Origin of the sequence: Flavobacterium sp. I-STPP5a (assembly GCF_009764685.1) — a bacterium.
In the GTDB taxonomy this organism is placed as follows: Bacteria; Bacteroidota; Bacteroidia; order Flavobacteriales; family Flavobacteriaceae; genus Flavobacterium.
Genome location: NZ_VHLM01000055.1, coordinates 129,232 through 144,565 on the forward strand (window position 1 = coordinate 129,232; position 15,334 = coordinate 144,565).

The following is a 15,334-nucleotide window of genomic DNA, read 5'->3' on the forward strand; positions in this document are numbered from 1 at the left end:
TTATGAAAGCAAAAAATTATTTATTGTTGCTCTTTTTACTATTGTTACACCCCATTGTTTTTTCACAAACAACTGCCACTGGGAGAGAAGTTATGATGCAAGGTTTTCATTGGACCACTGATGTTTCAACAACCAAATGGTACGATGTGATAAAAAGTAATTCAACAGCATTGCAAACTGGTGGATTCGATGCTATTTGGTTACCTCCGCCAAGTAAATCAACAGGAGGAATGGGGTATATACCAACAGTTTGGTATGACTTGAATAACGCTCATGGCACCCAAGCACAATTAACATCATTAATAACTGATCTTCATTCAAAAAACATAAAGGTTATTGCAGACATTGTGGTCAATCATCGTGGCGGAACAACTGGGTGGTATGATTTTTCGACACCATCATGGAATACTCCAACACAAACTTGGTCCATTTGCAATAATTCTAATATTAGTCCTTCTGGACAAAAAGGAACTGGAAATCCAGATTATGATCCTGTTCAAGCAGGTTTAAAATCTCCCGGTACTTCAGGATTGTTTTCTGCAGCTAGAGATTTAGACCATTCTAATGTTGAAGTTAGAAATGGTATCAAAACTTGGATGCTTTGGTTGAAAAATCAAATAGGTTTTGATGGATGGCGTTATGATTTTGTTCATGGCTTTGATGGAAAATATATTAAAGAATATAACGATGCTACCTCGCCATATTTTGCTGTAGGGGAATTGCTAGAAGGTGACCGCAATAGAATTGTAAAATGGTTAGATTACACAAAGGGTGGAACTAATACAGCTTCTTCAACTGCTTTTGATTTTGCAACCAAAAGCGCACTCCAAAATGCATTTAATGATAATAATTTAAGTTATTTAAAAGATGGTTCTGGCAAAGCTTCTGGTTTAATTGGAGTTTGGCCAGATAAAGCAGTAACTATGCTTGATAATCACGATACGGGACCTGTGCCTTATGGTCAAGATTTATGGATTTTTCCTGGATCAAAAGTATTAAATGGTTATGCCTATATTTTAACTCATCCTGGAACTCCGATGGTTTGGTGGCCTCATTATTTTAATTGGGGAATCAAATCTCAAATTGATGCTATGATTAAAATTAGAAAAGATAATTTACTATCTAACACCTCTACCTTAAATATAGTAACAGCTTCAAATAATCTATATGCAGCTATTATTGACAATAAAGTGGCAATGAAATTAGGATCAGATAATTGGTCTCCTTCTGGAACAGGTTGGACATTAAAATTATCTGGCACAGGTTTTGCAATTTGGGACAAGGCAAGTGCTGTTGATGTACCAAGCCTAACAGTAAGTCAGGTAGGAGGTTTTTTTACAACCGGAACAACGGTTAACACTACTTTAACAGCTAATACTTCTACATCTACTATATATTATACTCTAGATGGTACAACACCAACCATTGCATCGCCGTCCGCAGTTGGTTCAGTAACACTTTCCATTAATACCACTAAAACTCTTAATGCTTTTGTGAGAAATTCTGTAGGTGCAAACTCTACAATCAGAACAGAAACATACACTTTTGGTACATTACCAACATTTACCGTATACTTTAAAAAACCAGCAAACTGGAATTCAACTGTAAAAGTATACTACTGGTCTCCAACAGGTACAGCACCAACGGTAGCTTGGCCGGGAGTTGCAATGACAAAAGATTGTGGTGATTGGTACAAATTTACTTTCCCATCTACTGTAAGCGCAACAAACTTAATATTTAACGATGGAACATTAAAAACTGCTGATCTTGCTACTACTGCCGGAATTAAGTATTATGATAGTGCTTGGTTAGCTAGTGAACCAGCAAATCGTTGTCCTGCTCAAACAACTATGACAGTTTATTTTAAACCTCCAACAAATTGGACAACAATACCAAAAATTCATTATTGGAATGCTACCCCTACTGGAAGTGCAGCCAATACAACATGGCCAGGAGTTGCTATGGTAGCAGATGTAAATGGGTTTTATAAATATACTATTACAGGACCTACATCAACAAATTTAATTTTTAATAATGGCTCAAGTGGGACTGATAATCAAACCCCAGATTTATTAAATAAAACAAATGGATATTCTTACAATTGGGGAGTTAATACTGCCAGATTAGCTTCAAAAACCGAAATTAAACTGGAAAGCACTTCAGTTTTTGTATTCCCAAATCCAGTAAGTAGTACATTACAAATCAATTCAAGTTCAAAAGCATTGGATTTTCAGATCTTGTCTGCAAGCGGAAAAGTTGTTCAATCTGGAAAAGCAAATAACAACAGTATTGATCTTAGTAATTTAAATAAAGGTCTCTATTTTATCCAAATTGTATTTGAAACCGGAGAAGAATACAAACAAAAAATCATTAAAAAATAAACCTTTATATTAACAAAAATGACTCAAACTTAATTTATGTTTGAGTCATTTGTTCTATAATTACTACTTAAAATCTTGATTATAACACAAATATATTTATTCAACTACTTTCTTATCAAACACTTGAACTTGACTTTTTAACCTTTCAACAAGCATGCTCATCATTCGTTTGTTTAAATTAGAGCTATTATTTGTGTAGATTTCATACTCAGAAATGGTAAATAATCCCGAAATCATTCCTTTGAGTGCATTTCTAAATTTAATGTCCTTTTGAACAGCATTATCGATAGTTTTCATTTTCTTATCTACCGAAAAATTATCAAAATCTATTTTATTTTTTTTTAAATAATTTGAAAAAGAAGCACATATTATTTCGTTCTGTAATTTCAAAATAGGACGAAGTACTTCATTCTGAAAGGATTCTTCGGTTGTTGATTGACTAGTTATAACGCCTAATGTTTCTCCTCTAAATTCAGCTATAAAATGATCTCTTGCTTCCATTTTTTTTTGTTTAAAATTAAAAAATATAAAAGTAAAAAAGGTTTATTTTTACAAGTAAATTTAAAACGATGAGATTTCATACTAGAAAGTGGGTAAAACCCGAAGATTTAAATCCCAATGGCACCTTATTTGGAGGGAAACTCCTTGCTTGGATTGACGAGGAACTAGCTTTATATACCATTGTGCAACTAGAAAATTCCAGAATTGTGACTAAATATATGTCCGAAATTAATTTCAGGAGTTCCGCAAAACAAGGTGATATTATAGAGATAGGGATAGATGTCATCAAGTTCGGCACCACATCAATTACCTTAAAATGTGAAGCTCGTAATATGATGACACGAGAAACCATTATCTCTATTGATCAAACTACAATGGTTAATGTTGATGAGCATGGAAAACCCAAACCACACGGAAAAACTTCAATTGAGTTTGTAAAAGACAGATTGTAAAAGCTGTCTTTTAATTGTTTAACTCAATTTTAGATTCGAATATTTCTAAATCAAAATAACCGACAGCAGCTATGATGTGATCAAAAATATCAGACATAATGTACTCATAGTTTTCAAATCGTTTGTCATAAGAAAAGGCATACACTTCAAGAGGAACACCATGCTCTGTTGATTGTAATTGCCTGCATAACATGAGCATGTCTTTGTTCAAGCCAGGATAATTGAATAAATATTCGGTGATGTACTTTCTAAACAAGCCTAAGTTTGTCAAATTTCGACCATTTATAGCCAGTGATTTATCTATTCTATTTTCAAGATTGTATTTTTCAATCTCATTTTTTCTTTCGTCAAGGTAATGGCTTATCAAGTGTATTTTTTTTAATCCCACTAACTCTGTTTCTTCAAGAAAACGGATACTGCTTGTTTTAATTAAGATGTGGCGTTTAATTCTTCGTCCATCTGAGTTGAGCATACCGCGCCAGTTTTGAAAAGAATCTGAACTCAAACTGTAGGTAGGAATTGTAGTAGTAGTGTTGTCAAAATTCCGAACCTTAACCGTTGCTAAATTGATTTCAATTACATCTCCGTCTGCGCCAAATTTATCCATCGTAATCCAATCCCCAATTCGAACCATATCATTTATAGAAACTTGCACACTCGATACAAAACCTAAGATCGTATCTCTAAAAATCAAAATAATCACCGCAGATACGGCTCCCAAAATAGTTAAAAGTTCTTTTTTGTCAATGTCAAACAGCTTAGATATTATTAATGTAGTACCGATGACCCACAATAGAATCATGATTACCTGAATAAAACTATCTATCGGTTTGTCACTATAACGAGGTTGTAGTTTTAAATAATCTCGCAAAGCATTAAAAATAGTTCTGATAATCCACAATACGAGTACAATAATATAAATACCAACTATTTTTGCAAAAATCCCTTCCCAATATTCAAATCGTTCTAAAATTACGGGTACAGATTTGTAAACAAACAAAAGCGGTATCAAATGCGCAATGTATTTTGCCGTTTTATTTGAAACCAATAAATCGTCAAATTTTGTCTTAGTTTTTTGAGCAATAATAGCTAGAATAGTTACTAATACAAGTCTGAAAACAAGATATATAATATACGAAAGTACACATAGCACAACAATATTAAGGAGCAAACTGATATAAGAAGCCGTGCTACTCCCCAAACCTATTTTTCGAAAAATAGGATATATAAAAGTGAAAATTTTCTCGATGTATTTAAACATTTTTTAGGTATTTTCTTTCTATATAAAAAGTGCCAAAAGGAGGGATAGAGGCTATACAAATGACAAAATACTTTTTAAAATCCCACTTCTCAGTAAATTTCAAAACAGTAGCAAGCACAATGTACGCGGTAAATAAAACACCGTGTGCCATTCCAATATGTTTTACATAAATAGGATCATTAAATAAATACTTCATTGGCATGGCAAAGAAAAACAGCAATAAGGCAGAAATTCCTTCAACGATAGCTGTGATTTTAAAAATTTTAAGCATTTGTATTTTTTTATTTTGAAGACAAAATTAAGTATAAACATTGATTTTAGATACTAAAATCACAAAACTAAATTACTTTTGTATGCATAAACTTTGATAATGAGCAAGCGAGATTTAAAAAAATATGTGGCACAATTGACTAAAGAGCAACTCGAAGAGCAAATTATAGAGTTGTACGAGAAATTTAGTCCCGTAAAAGTCTATTATGATTTCGTTTTTAATCCAAAAGAAGACAATCTTTTAAAAGAAGCTAAAGTAAAAATTGCCTATGAATATTTTCCTGTAAAAAAATCAGGTAGACGTAGCCGACCTAAAATGAGACGTTCTGTAGCTCAAAAATACATCAAACACTTTATATCTCTAGGTGTTGATCCTTTTATTATCACCGATTTGATGCTATATAACATTGAAATTGCTCAAACATTTGCTTCAGAAAATGCAATCAAACAAGATCTTTTTTTTAAAAGTATGTTCAATTCCTTTGAGCAAGTCGTAGTTTATTTAATAGCAAATGCCATCTTAACCGATTTTAAAACGAGACTCAGCCAAATACATCATGCTGTTATAGATCAAAAATGGTGTAACATCTCTGAATTTGATGCTATTATGGATCGATTAGAATATTAATAGACTACCATAATTTAAAATTAATTAATCAGCTACAGTTTTTTTAAATAAAATTGTCAATTAAACTGTTTTTTAGGTGTATTTTTGCAAAAATCCAATAATTAGCAATGTCCCAAAATACCTTAGAATTAGAAAGAGAAGGCAAAAAACAACTTTACGCATACCAACAAGGCGATATTGATGCCATTTTTGAGCGAATAGATAATGCACCTCCACAACACCATTTATTATATCAGTTGCCTACTGGTGGTGGAAAAACAGTTGTTTTTTCAGAGATTGTTCGCCGTTATTTATCTCAACACGATAAAAAAGTAGTAGTACTAACACACCGAATTGAGTTGTGTAAGCAAACTTCAAAAATGTTGAAAGGTTTTGATGTAAAAAATAAAATCATCAATAGTAAAGTAAAAGAGCTACCGGATCAAAATGACTATTCGTGTTTTGTTGCCATGGTAGAGACTTTAAAAAACCGTATCAATGATGATAAATTGCACCTAGACAATGTAGGTTTAGTTATTATTGACGAGGCGCATTACAACTCTTTCAGAAAATTATTAAGCTCTTTCAAGAATGCTTTTATACTAGGAGTAACAGCAACGCCATTGAGTTCTAACATAAAATTACCCATGCACGAGAGCTATAATGAATTAATAGTAGGTGATACTATAAGCTCATTAATAGAAAATGGTTTTCTTGCAAAAGCAGTTACCTATAGTTATGATGTAGGTTTGACTTCGCTTAAAGTAGGTATCAATGGAGATTACACCGTAAAATCTTCTGATGATTTGTATACCAATATGGCTATGCAAGAAAAATTATTACATGCTTACACCGAAAAATCATTGGGCAAAAAAACCTTGATTTTTAATAATGGAATCAACACATCACTCTATGTCTATGAGACCTTTAGAGAAGCCGGTTATGCCATACGCCATTTAGATAATACCAGCAGTAATGACGAACGAAAAGACATTTTGCATTGGTTCAAATATACTCCAGACGCCATTTTAACCTCAGTAGGTATTCTTACTACCGGTTTTGATGAGCCTACTGTTGAAACTATTATTTTAAATAGAGCTACAAAATCCCTTACTTTATACTATCAAATGATAGGTCGTGGATCAAGAAAATTACCAGGTAAAGACAGTTTTAATGTAATAGATTTAGGTAATAATGCCGCCCGTTTTGGACTGTGGAGTGAACCTGTAAATTGGCAACACATATTTAAATCACCAGAGTTTTACCTAGAAAATTTAAGAGACGACACTGAAATTGAGCTGTACTTTAAATACACAATGCCTCCAGATGTGCGTGCCAAATTCAGTAAAACCGAAGTGGTAACTTTTGATGTAGAGGAAGAACATAAACTTATTATAAAACTAAACTTACGTTCAAAGGAAGTTTTGGATAAATCTTTAGATCAACATGCCGCTATGTGTGTTGACAATTCCGAAACCTTGCAAGAAGCAAAAGCTTTAGGTAAATTATTAGACGATGATATTGATTGCCGTATCAAGCGTTATGCAAAATGTTTGAGTCAGTGCAGTAAAAACTATAGAGAATGGCTTGTAGATGATTACAAACTAAAATTGGTTCTATTAACAGGTAAAAAATACCGAGAAAAAATCATGAATGAACCTGATGAAGATTAATTTCTTTTTAGGAGCTAATCCTGCTGTACACTGTATCTTTTGTGGTCTCAAAAAAGAGACCACAAAAGGATGCCGTTCCCATCAGGGCTAAAATTACGTTACAAAAGAACTATTATTTTTAAAATACAAAATCCAAATACAAATGCAAAAACAATTCTCAGATTTAGGATTAGCAACACCCATACTTAAAGCAATAACCGAATTGAAAATTGTTATTCCTACTGAAATTCAAGTACAAACCATTCCATTGTTACTCGCAAACAAACAGGACTTGGTCGCTATTGCAAAAACCGGTACTGGAAAAACAGCTGCGTTTGGACTTCCTATTTTGCAATTGATAGATATTAATGTTCCAGCAATTCAAGCCGTAATTTTAGTGCCAACTAGAGAATTGGGACACCAAATCTTTAAAAATTTAGAAGATTTTGCAAAATATATCCCGCAAGCTTCTATAACAGCAACTTGCGGAGGAATACCTATAAAACCTCAAATAGAAAGACTTACTTTGCCTACACATATTGTTGTAGCAACTCCAGGACGACTAATTGATTTGATACAACGCAATGCCATAAACCTCAAAGAAACGAGATTCTTAGTACTCGATGAAGCTGATGAAATGGTAACAATTCTAAAAGAAAGTTTAGATGAAATTGTGGCTCAATTGCCAAGTTCACACAAAACATTTTTGTTTTCGGCAACTATGCCGGGTACAATTAAGCAATTGATTCAAAACTATTTAAATAAAAATGTAGTGCAAGTAAGCGCTAACATGGAAACAATAGGTAATCAAGGGATAGATCACCAATACATTGTAGTGGACCCTATAGAAAAACTAGATGTTTTAATGCATTTTCTTACTACAAAAGAGGGTCAACGCGGAATCATTTTTTGTAAAACAAAAGCAGCCGTAAACAAATTGGCCAAAAATTTAGCCATAAATAGATTTTCATCTGGCGCCTTACACGGCAGTTTATCTCAAGGTATTCGAGATCGAATAATGGAGCAGTTTCGTGAAGGCCACATTAATATCCTAGTAGCAACAGATCTTGCAGCTAGAGGAATAGATGTAAAAGAAATTTCATATGTTGTAAATTATCACTTACCAGATGTATACGAAGCTTATGTACACCGAAGCGGTAGAACAGCTAGAGCAGGAGCAAAGGGGCTTGCCTTAACTGTGTTACAACAAGAAGAAGTAGTTGAAATTGCTGACTTTGAAAAAGAATTGGGTATTAAATTTTTACCTTTTGCTAAACCTAACCAAGCAAGTATTGAAGAAAACAATACGTTTTTGTGGGCCAAGCAAATTTTTAAGACCAAACCCAATCATGAGGTTGCAGCTGAATTAAAAGAGAAAATAAAAACGGTTTTCCATCATTTAACTAAGGACGAGTTAATTGAAAAACTAATAGCAAATCAAGTGCTACAAACTAAGAATGAAGCACAGCAACAATTAGAAAAACCTATCAAAAAACAAAAAAAATAGTTTTTCTGTAAAAAGACATACAACTAGTACTCCCTCAATTTAAATAGAGGGTGTACTAGTTTTTTTTATTCTTTTTTTACCTAAAATCAAGATTATTAGTGCAATTATCGTAGAAGTGGTTAAGATAAAAACCATAGGTAAAATTGAATTCTTTACAAATAAACCTACCGCAAACGATGCCATCGCACCCAAACCTAACTGAATAGCGCCCATTAATGCAGAGGCACTGCCAGCATTTTTTTCAAAAGGAGCAAGAGTCAGTCCCGCAGTATTTGGATTGGAGATTCCTAAACAAGCCAAAAAAATAAAAAGCATAGCTATGGTTTCATACAACCCTAATAAACCCTTGAGAGCAAGAAATAAAAATACAATAGAGATTATTGATTGCACTACTAAAGCACCTATTATCATTTGATCACTTCTAAATTTCCTTAACAATAAAGAATTTAACTGACTTGCGCTAATAAAGCTCAAAGACATAAAAGCAAATATCCATCCATACGTTTTTGCATCTACCTTATAAATGTCCATAAAAATAATAGGAGAGGCTGCCACATAAGTAAACAACCCAGAGAAAGCTATTGCACCTGCAAATGCATAGGTATAAAATTGAGGTACTTTAAGTATTGAAATAAATCCAGTAACAATAGGATTGGGTTTTAAGGAAATAGTAGTGTCAGGCACAAAGGTATTGGGTAAGCCGAGCAATGCAGCAATTAAAATTAAAATCCCCATACACATCAAAATAAAAAAAACGGTATGCCATCCAAAATCTTCAGTGATATAACCGCCTATAGTAGGCGCTAGCATTGGCGAAAGCCCAACTACCAGCATTAACATTGAAAATACTTTAGGAATATCTTTAACTGGAAACAAATCCCTTACCATTGATACAGATGCTACTGTTGCGCCACAACTACCTATGGCTTGAATAAATCGTAGACCAATAAAAGTGTCTATATCAGTAACAAATACGCAGCCTAACGAAGCTAAAATATAAACCAACATTCCTATGAATAAAGGTTTTTTTCGACCAAAACGGTCTAATAATGGCCCATACAATAGTTGACCTGCTGATATGCCTATAAAATAACTGGATAATGTCAAGGATACATTGGCAACAGTAGTATTTAAATCCTTTGCAATTCCCGCAAATCCGGGCAGGTACATGTCAATTGAAAAAGGACCAAGAGCCGTCAGAGATCCCAAAATTAGTATTAATTTGATGTATCGTGAACGAGACATTACATTTTGTACCTTCATATTTTATTTTTTGCAAAAGTAACCAATATAAATGGGATGCTACGGTTGTTTATTTTTTTAAAAGCAAAACAAATCCCGAAACAAAAAGGAGCAAAAGCATGATTTTTTTTAATATAGTATCATTCAAAAAAAGATATACTTTTTTACCTAATACTAAGGCTAAAATAAAAAAAGGCAATACATAAAGAGAGTTGTACAGTTGTTGCCATGTTAATATACCTTCAAAAGCAAGAACAGGAATTCTAAATAAGGTAATTAAGCCCAAAACCCCAAACATTGTAGCTCTCATAATTTTTACATCCGAAATTTCATTTTTAACGATGATCAAATATAGTGGTCCTCCGGTTGAGAAAAGTCCTGAAAAAAAACCTCCTAAAAATCCAAAAACAAACTTCATTTTGGTAAATAATTCGATTTCTTTAGCATTACGCAAACTATTTAAAACAAACAAAATAATGAAAATCCCTAAAGCTTTTTTTAAAATAACGGGCTGTCCGTAGGCCAAAACAACTATACCTACAAGCAAACCAAAAAAAGAAGAAACAGCTAATTTTTTTAATAAATCTAAATCGATGTTTTTCCACTCTTTATAAACATGAATAGGACTAGAAATCATGTAAAAAATAGACAAATATCCAACAGCATCTGGCAATGGCATGACAAATAATAAAAAAGGCAATGCAATGAGAGCTCCTGCAAATCCAGTAATTGTTTGAACAAAAAAGCCTGTAAAAATCCCAAGTGAAAGTAAAATCATCATCGTATCCATTTTGCAAAAGTAAACGAAGATCAACTTCTTGGGAAATTGTTTCAATGGTAAAAAAGTTAAAAAACACATTTTTAAATGGTAAATTTGTTTTTTAAAAACTTTTTTATGGTAGATGCATTAGATTTAAAAATTATTGAATGTCTAAAACAAAATGCTCGATATTCATTTGTAGAAATTGGCAAGCACGTAGAACTTTCGCCATCTGCAGTTAGAGAGCGCATTCAAAAACTAGAAGACTTAGAAGTTATCAAAGGATATCGAGTAAGATTAGACAATACAAAACTAGGATTCGGACTTGAGGTTTTCATTATGTTTAAATTGTACAGCGGAAAATTGAGTGTTTTTTGTGAAAATTTAGATCAATTTCCTGAGATTTTTGAAATTCACAGAATTACAGGAACGCATAATATTTTTATGAAAGTGATTTTAAATAATCAGCTGCATTTACAAAAATATATTGATCGATTATTGGTTTACGGTGAGCCAACTACACATTTAATTTTATCCAATCTAAAAGAGGATTTTTAATTGCCCAATTTTCACAATATTCAACTGTATATATTTGAACTATAATTTATATTATGTAAAATAGAAAACATGGGATTAAAAAACATTGCTTTTATCAATGCCTTTTTAATTAGCTTTGTGAAGTTTAAATCTGTTAAGTCTGCTTTATGACTAATAGATTTGAACTGGAATTGACCAATTATCCCATTTTAAATTGAATGTATTTGAATTAATTTCATAAGTCAGTTTTTCAGATACGGACCTTACTACTAATGGTTTTACAACAACTCGTAATTGATCATCTTCTTGACTGTATTTATAAGCGCCCCATTGTTTGGCTACTTTATTAAAAATAATTGTACATTCTTTACTATTTGGAATTATAAAAAAAGAATATTTTCCTGCTGGTAATTTCGCACCTTCCACGGTTAGATCTTTATCGGTTTCAAAAGTGGTTGCATCATTTGCTCCTGCGCGCCAAATCTTATCAAATGGTACTAACTCTCCCCAAATTTTTCTACCGTTTATTGATGGACTTCCATAATTTACGGTTATTATTGCTTCATTAACTTTACCTGTAAAAGTTTCTTTAGTGCTTGTAGGTTTACTTTGAGCCCCGATTACATTAACTATAAATAAAGCCACTAGTGCAAAGCCTGTCTTCATTATTGATTTCATATTTTTTAGTTTTTAGTTACTGTATAAAGTTAAAGAAACTGCATTACAAACATTAAAAATTAGTCTTATTTTATGAAAAAATTAAGGAATGTATAATTTAATGGTAAAGCATTTACAAAGCTGTTTTATCTTCTTATTATTTGTTATTTTTACATTATAAAAACAAACACTATGAATTCTATTGCAGAGCAAATTGCAGACTTTTTAAGTGAATATGCGCCTTTTAATTTTTTAGGATTTGAAGAACTTTCACAAATAGCTAGAGATATGAAAGTTATTGTTTTAGAAAAAAATCAAACCTTATTTCAAATAAATGATTTACTTCATGATAGTTTTTATGTGGTAGCCTCTGGGGTTATCAATTTATATGTAATCTCAGATTCTGAGGAGACTTTAGTAAATAAATGTGTGGCAGGTGATATTTTTGGTATTCGACCATTTTTTGCAAAAAACAATTACATGATGTCGGCTAAATCTAGAGAGGAAGCTATTGTGTATGCCATACCTATTGTCTCTTTTAGACCTTTTGTAGCCAATAATCCAGATGTTTTGAATTTTTTACTAGAAAGTTTTGCTGTAAATACAAGAAATCCAAAAGATAAAGAACACTTAATAGGAAAGTTAATTTCTGATAATGTTTTTTATTCTGATCAACAATCAGAAATGCAATATTTCCAGTCGTTAACATACAATATTAACCCATTAAAAACCACAGTACATGCTAATATCCAGGATGTAGCGCAACAAATGACTGCCTCCTTAACAAACAACATCTTCATTTGTGATAATGATTTCCCTATTGGTATTGTTACCGATACTGATATGAGAACCAAGATTGCAACCGGTAGATTTCCTATTACTGTTTCTATTGATAAAATAATGTCCTCACCAGTTGTTACAGTTCTTGAAAATGTATCACTTGCCGAAGCGCAATTGTTAATGCTTAAAAACAATGTTACTCACTTGTGTGTAACTATAGATGGTACAGATAGATCTCCTGTTAAGGGAGTTATTAGTGAATACGATTTAATAGTTGCACAATCAAATAGTCCCGGTGTACTTATTAAAGAAATCAAACGCAGTCAAACTCCTAAGGAACTTACACAAATAAGAGATAGAGTCACGGATTTGATACAAACATCCATCTCTAAAAATGTGCCTTTATCGCATATTTTTAATATTACAAGCGAAATTAATTTAGCCTTGTTAAAACGTGCTGTTGAATTGTCAATTTTAGATTTGGGCTCTCCTCCTGCTCGTTTTGCTTGGTTAAGTATAGGCAGTCAAGGAAGAAAAGAACAATTATTGCTTACAGATCAGGATAGTATTTTAATTTTTGAAGATGTTGCCGCAGAAAAATATCGTGATGTAAAAGATTATTTCTTAAAATTAGGAAAAAAGACAACTGCAATACTTGAAAAAACAGGATATGAATTCTGTCCTAATGGGCACATGGGAAGTAATATGTTGTGGTGCAAATCATTAACAGACTGGACTAAAAAATATGACAATTGGATGCTAAATCCAAGTGAAAATAGTACAGATTTAAGTAGTATTTTCTTTGATTATGAAATCATTTTCGGAGAACAAAAAATGGAAGATGCCATTAGTACGGTCATTTTTAAAAATGTTAAAAACAGTACGCTTTTCTTTGATTTTTTGGGTAATGAGGGCTTGAAAAACAATTCTCCTTTAACATTTTTCAAAAAGTTTCACCTTGAGGAAGATGGTGAGCATAAAGACAAATTCGATATCAAAACACGTGGTCTTATGCCATTAATTGATGGAGCCAGGTTGTTTTGTTTATCCTTTGAAGTTAAGGGAATTAATAATACTTTTCAAAGATTCAAGCAATTATCGATTACAGATCCTAAACATGCTGAAATCTATCTTAATTGCGCCGAAGCTTTCTTAACTTTGTCTAAGTTCAGAACCTTAGAGGGTTTAAAAAATGACAATAATGGTCAGTATATTAATTTAGAGGAATTATCAAAAAATGATAAAGAAAAATTGAAAAATGCCCTAGCCCCGATGCGCGATTTAGAAGAACTAATTAAAAGTAAATTTCAACTTACACAATTTTCATAGTATGTTAGATTGGTTAAAAAATATCAATAAAGAATATCCTGATTTTTGGAAAGCATATACAGCCAAATTTGACAAGAAATCATCAAGATTTGTTGTTTTTTCTACTGAAACAACGGGATTAAATCCCAAAAATGATGTGATTTTGTCGATTGGTTCTTTTTCTATAGTCAAAAATGCAATTGCCATAGGTGACAATTTTGAAGCTGTATTTACTCAATATAAGTACTTTCATGACAACGGCTTAACTAATGAATTCTTAGTTGAAAGTAAATTTAAAAAGATAAGCGAGCCAGAAGCTTTAAAGTCTTTTTTGGAATTTATTGGCAATGCAGTTTTAGTGGGGCATCATGTTGATTTTGATGTAGATATAATTAATGAAGCACTGGAAAGAATGGATTGTGGACGACTGAAGAACGAAGCGCTTGACATTGATGTAATGCACAGAAAACTTCATGATATTACAGATAAAGAAAGTACACTTGATGAACTTTGTGAATTTTACAAAATTCCAGTAAGTGACCGAAATTCTGCAGCTGATGATGCCTACAAAACAGCCTTATTATTTTTAAAACTAAAATCAAGATTAGGCATAAAATAAAAATTTAAAGTAATAGAGTAATTCCTTTCCATAATAGGCCGTGATGCGTTATAGAAATGGGGGTTTCAACCATGGAGACAGGATCAATTATAAACGGAATACCATTCTTTTTTAAAATAGTCGTATTTGGGTTTATGTTTTTTATTTTTTTAAAATGTTCTTTATGGGTTACGGCAATTGTGTAAACAGCATTATTTTCAAAAGTAGTGTTGGTAAGATACGATTTATTTTGAATGACTACTTTTCCTGTTTTTTCATCTTCGAAGCTACATTCTAAAAGCAATGGAAAAAAGCCTCTTATACCTGTTTCTCTATTGAAAATTTTATAGGCTGCTTCTTTTCTAGACCATAAATTCCAGACCATTACGTCTGGAATTTTACTTTGTGAAATTAAATTTTGTTCTTTAACTGTGAAAATTTTTTCTAAAAAACCTTTACGTTTCCAGTTACTTTCTTTTTTGGCTGTAGCCAAATCTACAATATCATTTCCAATCATCTAGCTAACTTTTACATCTCATTCGTTAGTTTTTCTCTGATAATTTAGTCGCAATAATTTCTAAAGTCGCTTTTACATTAACCATACGCTCCATAGCTTCATTATCAATAATTATATCGTATTTTTCTTCTATATCTAAAATAACATCTACTAAATTAGCGGAGTTGATCTTTAAATCATTTATAAAATCGGTATCTTCGGTAAGTGTGTCAAACGCTTCTTGATTTGCTATATATGGTTTAACTATATTCTTTAATTCTGCAATGGTCTGTTCTCTATTCATAAGTAGTATTTTGATAAATAT

Annotated in this window: 16 protein-coding genes; 8 read left to right on the forward strand and 8 right to left on the reverse strand. The window is 32.1% G+C overall.

The window, feature by feature from the left end; translation table 11 throughout:
* Positions 1 to 2 precede the first annotated feature (2 nt).
* Positions 3 to 2,381 carry a starch-binding protein gene (locus FJV36_RS10405; RefSeq protein WP_158729730.1) on the forward strand — a complete coding sequence of 793 codons (2,379 nt, stop codon included), beginning with the start codon at positions 3 to 5 and terminating at the stop codon, positions 2,379 to 2,381.
* A gap of 96 nt (positions 2,382 to 2,477) precedes the next feature.
* On the opposite strand, the gene FJV36_RS10410 is transcribed toward FJV36_RS10405, so the two are convergent.
* Positions 2,478 to 2,882 (reverse strand): glyoxalase, encoded by a 405-nt coding sequence (locus tag FJV36_RS10410; RefSeq protein WP_158729729.1) that lies wholly within the window; start codon positions 2,880 to 2,882, stop codon positions 2,478 to 2,480.
* Between the two features lie 68 nt (positions 2,883 to 2,950).
* Here FJV36_RS10410 and FJV36_RS10415 point away from each other — a divergent pair, with 68 nt between their 5' ends.
* The gene (locus FJV36_RS10415) at positions 2,951 to 3,334 is read left to right on the forward strand and encodes an acyl-CoA thioesterase (protein WP_158729728.1); all 384 of its coding nucleotides are present in this window, start codon (positions 2,951 to 2,953) and stop codon (positions 3,332 to 3,334) included.
* Positions 3,335 to 3,344: 10 nt separating this feature from the next.
* Here the strand turns inward: FJV36_RS10415 and FJV36_RS10420 are convergent, their stop codons facing one another.
* Together FJV36_RS10420 and FJV36_RS10425 are read right to left on the reverse strand one after the other, a co-directional pair.
* Positions 3,345 to 4,595 carry a mechanosensitive ion channel family protein gene (locus FJV36_RS10420; protein ID WP_158729727.1) on the reverse strand — a complete coding sequence of 417 codons (1,251 nt, stop codon included), beginning with the start codon at positions 4,593 to 4,595 and terminating at the stop codon, positions 3,345 to 3,347.
* Positions 4,588 to 4,866 carry a DUF3817 domain-containing protein gene (locus FJV36_RS10425; protein ID WP_158729726.1) on the reverse strand — a complete coding sequence of 93 codons (279 nt, stop codon included), beginning with the start codon at positions 4,864 to 4,866 and terminating at the stop codon, positions 4,588 to 4,590. The genes FJV36_RS10420 and FJV36_RS10425 overlap by 8 nt, the downstream gene beginning before the upstream one ends.
* Before the next feature lie 99 nt (positions 4,867 to 4,965).
* On the opposite strand from FJV36_RS10425, the gene FJV36_RS10430 reads away from it, so the two are divergent.
* From FJV36_RS10430 to FJV36_RS10440, 3 genes are all read left to right on the forward strand, one after another.
* Positions 4,966 to 5,493 carry a DUF6155 family protein gene (locus FJV36_RS10430; RefSeq protein WP_158729725.1) on the forward strand — a complete coding sequence of 176 codons (528 nt, stop codon included), beginning with the start codon at positions 4,966 to 4,968 and terminating at the stop codon, positions 5,491 to 5,493.
* 107 nt (positions 5,494 to 5,600) lie between these two features.
* On the forward strand, positions 5,601 to 7,145 hold the full coding sequence (locus FJV36_RS10435; protein WP_158729724.1) for a DEAD/DEAH box helicase: 1,545 nt from the start codon (positions 5,601 to 5,603) through the stop codon (positions 7,143 to 7,145).
* A gap of 142 nt (positions 7,146 to 7,287) precedes the next feature.
* Complete coding sequence (locus FJV36_RS10440) at positions 7,288 to 8,631, forward strand: DEAD/DEAH box helicase (protein ID WP_158729723.1); 1,344 nt, start codon at positions 7,288 to 7,290, stop codon at positions 8,629 to 8,631.
* Positions 8,632 to 8,670: 39 nt separating this feature from the next.
* Here FJV36_RS10440 and FJV36_RS10445 read toward each other — a convergent pair whose 3' ends face one another.
* On the reverse strand, positions 8,671 to 9,876 hold the full coding sequence (locus FJV36_RS10445) for a multidrug effflux MFS transporter (protein ID WP_158729832.1): 1,206 nt from the start codon (positions 9,874 to 9,876) through the stop codon (positions 8,671 to 8,673).
* 67 nt (positions 9,877 to 9,943) lie between these two features.
* A complete protein-coding gene (locus tag FJV36_RS10450) occupies positions 9,944 to 10,654 on the reverse strand; it encodes a sulfite exporter TauE/SafE family protein (protein ID WP_233264599.1) in 711 nt (236 codons plus the stop codon).
* A gap of 114 nt (positions 10,655 to 10,768) precedes the next feature.
* On the opposite strand from FJV36_RS10450, the gene FJV36_RS10455 reads away from it, so the two are divergent.
* A complete protein-coding gene (locus tag FJV36_RS10455) occupies positions 10,769 to 11,191 on the forward strand; it encodes an Lrp/AsnC family transcriptional regulator (protein WP_158981071.1) in 423 nt (140 codons plus the stop codon).
* Between the two features lie 150 nt (positions 11,192 to 11,341).
* On the opposite strand, the gene FJV36_RS10460 is transcribed toward FJV36_RS10455, so the two are convergent.
* Complete coding sequence (locus FJV36_RS10460; RefSeq protein WP_158729721.1) at positions 11,342 to 11,848, reverse strand: DUF2911 domain-containing protein; 507 nt, start codon at positions 11,846 to 11,848, stop codon at positions 11,342 to 11,344.
* Positions 11,849 to 12,019: 171 nt separating this feature from the next.
* Between FJV36_RS10460 and FJV36_RS10465 the strand changes: the two genes are divergently transcribed.
* On the forward strand, positions 12,020 to 13,936 hold the full coding sequence (locus FJV36_RS10465) for a DUF294 nucleotidyltransferase-like domain-containing protein (RefSeq protein ID WP_158729720.1): 1,917 nt from the start codon (positions 12,020 to 12,022) through the stop codon (positions 13,934 to 13,936).
* A gap of 1 nt (position 13,937) precedes the next feature.
* A complete protein-coding gene (locus tag FJV36_RS10470) occupies positions 13,938 to 14,534 on the forward strand; it encodes a PolC-type DNA polymerase III (protein ID WP_158729719.1) in 597 nt (198 codons plus the stop codon).
* 4 nt (positions 14,535 to 14,538) lie between these two features.
* On the opposite strand, the gene FJV36_RS10475 is transcribed toward FJV36_RS10470, so the two are convergent.
* Both FJV36_RS10475 and FJV36_RS10480 read right to left on the reverse strand, forming a co-directional pair.
* A complete protein-coding gene (locus FJV36_RS10475) occupies positions 14,539 to 15,030 on the reverse strand; it encodes a 4'-phosphopantetheinyl transferase superfamily protein (RefSeq protein ID WP_158729718.1) in 492 nt (163 codons plus the stop codon).
* Positions 15,031 to 15,055: 25 nt separating this feature from the next.
* The gene (locus tag FJV36_RS10480; RefSeq protein ID WP_158729717.1) at positions 15,056 to 15,313 is read right to left on the reverse strand and encodes an acyl carrier protein; all 258 of its coding nucleotides are present in this window, start codon (positions 15,311 to 15,313) and stop codon (positions 15,056 to 15,058) included.
* Between the last annotated feature and the right edge of the window lie 21 nt (positions 15,314 to 15,334).

Excerpts from the sequence above, each read along its gene's own strand:
- FJV36_RS10405 (WP_158729730.1), top strand. The coding sequence starts at position 3 with ATGAAAGCAAAAAATTATTTATTGTTGCTCTTTTTACTATTGTTACAC.
- FJV36_RS10410 (WP_158729729.1), bottom strand. The coding sequence starts at position 2,882 with ATGGAAGCAAGAGATCATTTTATAGCTGAATTTAGAGGAGAAACATTA.
- FJV36_RS10415 (WP_158729728.1), top strand. The coding sequence starts at position 2,951 with ATGAGATTTCATACTAGAAAGTGGGTAAAACCCGAAGATTTAAATCCC.
- FJV36_RS10420 (WP_158729727.1), bottom strand. The coding sequence starts at position 4,595 with ATGTTTAAATACATCGAGAAAATTTTCACTTTTATATATCCTATTTTT.
- FJV36_RS10425 (WP_158729726.1), bottom strand. The coding sequence starts at position 4,866 with ATGCTTAAAATTTTTAAAATCACAGCTATCGTTGAAGGAATTTCTGCC.
- FJV36_RS10430 (WP_158729725.1), top strand. The coding sequence starts at position 4,966 with ATGAGCAAGCGAGATTTAAAAAAATATGTGGCACAATTGACTAAAGAG.
- FJV36_RS10435 (WP_158729724.1), top strand. The coding sequence starts at position 5,601 with ATGTCCCAAAATACCTTAGAATTAGAAAGAGAAGGCAAAAAACAACTT.
- FJV36_RS10440 (WP_158729723.1), top strand. The coding sequence starts at position 7,288 with ATGCAAAAACAATTCTCAGATTTAGGATTAGCAACACCCATACTTAAA.
- FJV36_RS10445 (WP_158729832.1), bottom strand. The coding sequence starts at position 9,876 with ATGTCTCGTTCACGATACATCAAATTAATACTAATTTTGGGATCTCTG.
- FJV36_RS10450 (WP_233264599.1), bottom strand. The coding sequence starts at position 10,654 with ATGATGATTTTACTTTCACTTGGGATTTTTACAGGCTTTTTTGTTCAA.
- FJV36_RS10455 (WP_158981071.1), top strand. The coding sequence starts at position 10,769 with ATGGTAGATGCATTAGATTTAAAAATTATTGAATGTCTAAAACAAAAT.
- FJV36_RS10460 (WP_158729721.1), bottom strand. The coding sequence starts at position 11,848 with ATGAAATCAATAATGAAGACAGGCTTTGCACTAGTGGCTTTATTTATA.
- FJV36_RS10465 (WP_158729720.1), top strand. The coding sequence starts at position 12,020 with ATGAATTCTATTGCAGAGCAAATTGCAGACTTTTTAAGTGAATATGCG.
- FJV36_RS10470 (WP_158729719.1), top strand. The coding sequence starts at position 13,938 with ATGTTAGATTGGTTAAAAAATATCAATAAAGAATATCCTGATTTTTGG.
- FJV36_RS10475 (WP_158729718.1), bottom strand. The coding sequence starts at position 15,030 with ATGATTGGAAATGATATTGTAGATTTGGCTACAGCCAAAAAAGAAAGT.
- FJV36_RS10480 (WP_158729717.1), bottom strand. The coding sequence starts at position 15,313 with ATGAATAGAGAACAGACCATTGCAGAATTAAAGAATATAGTTAAACCA.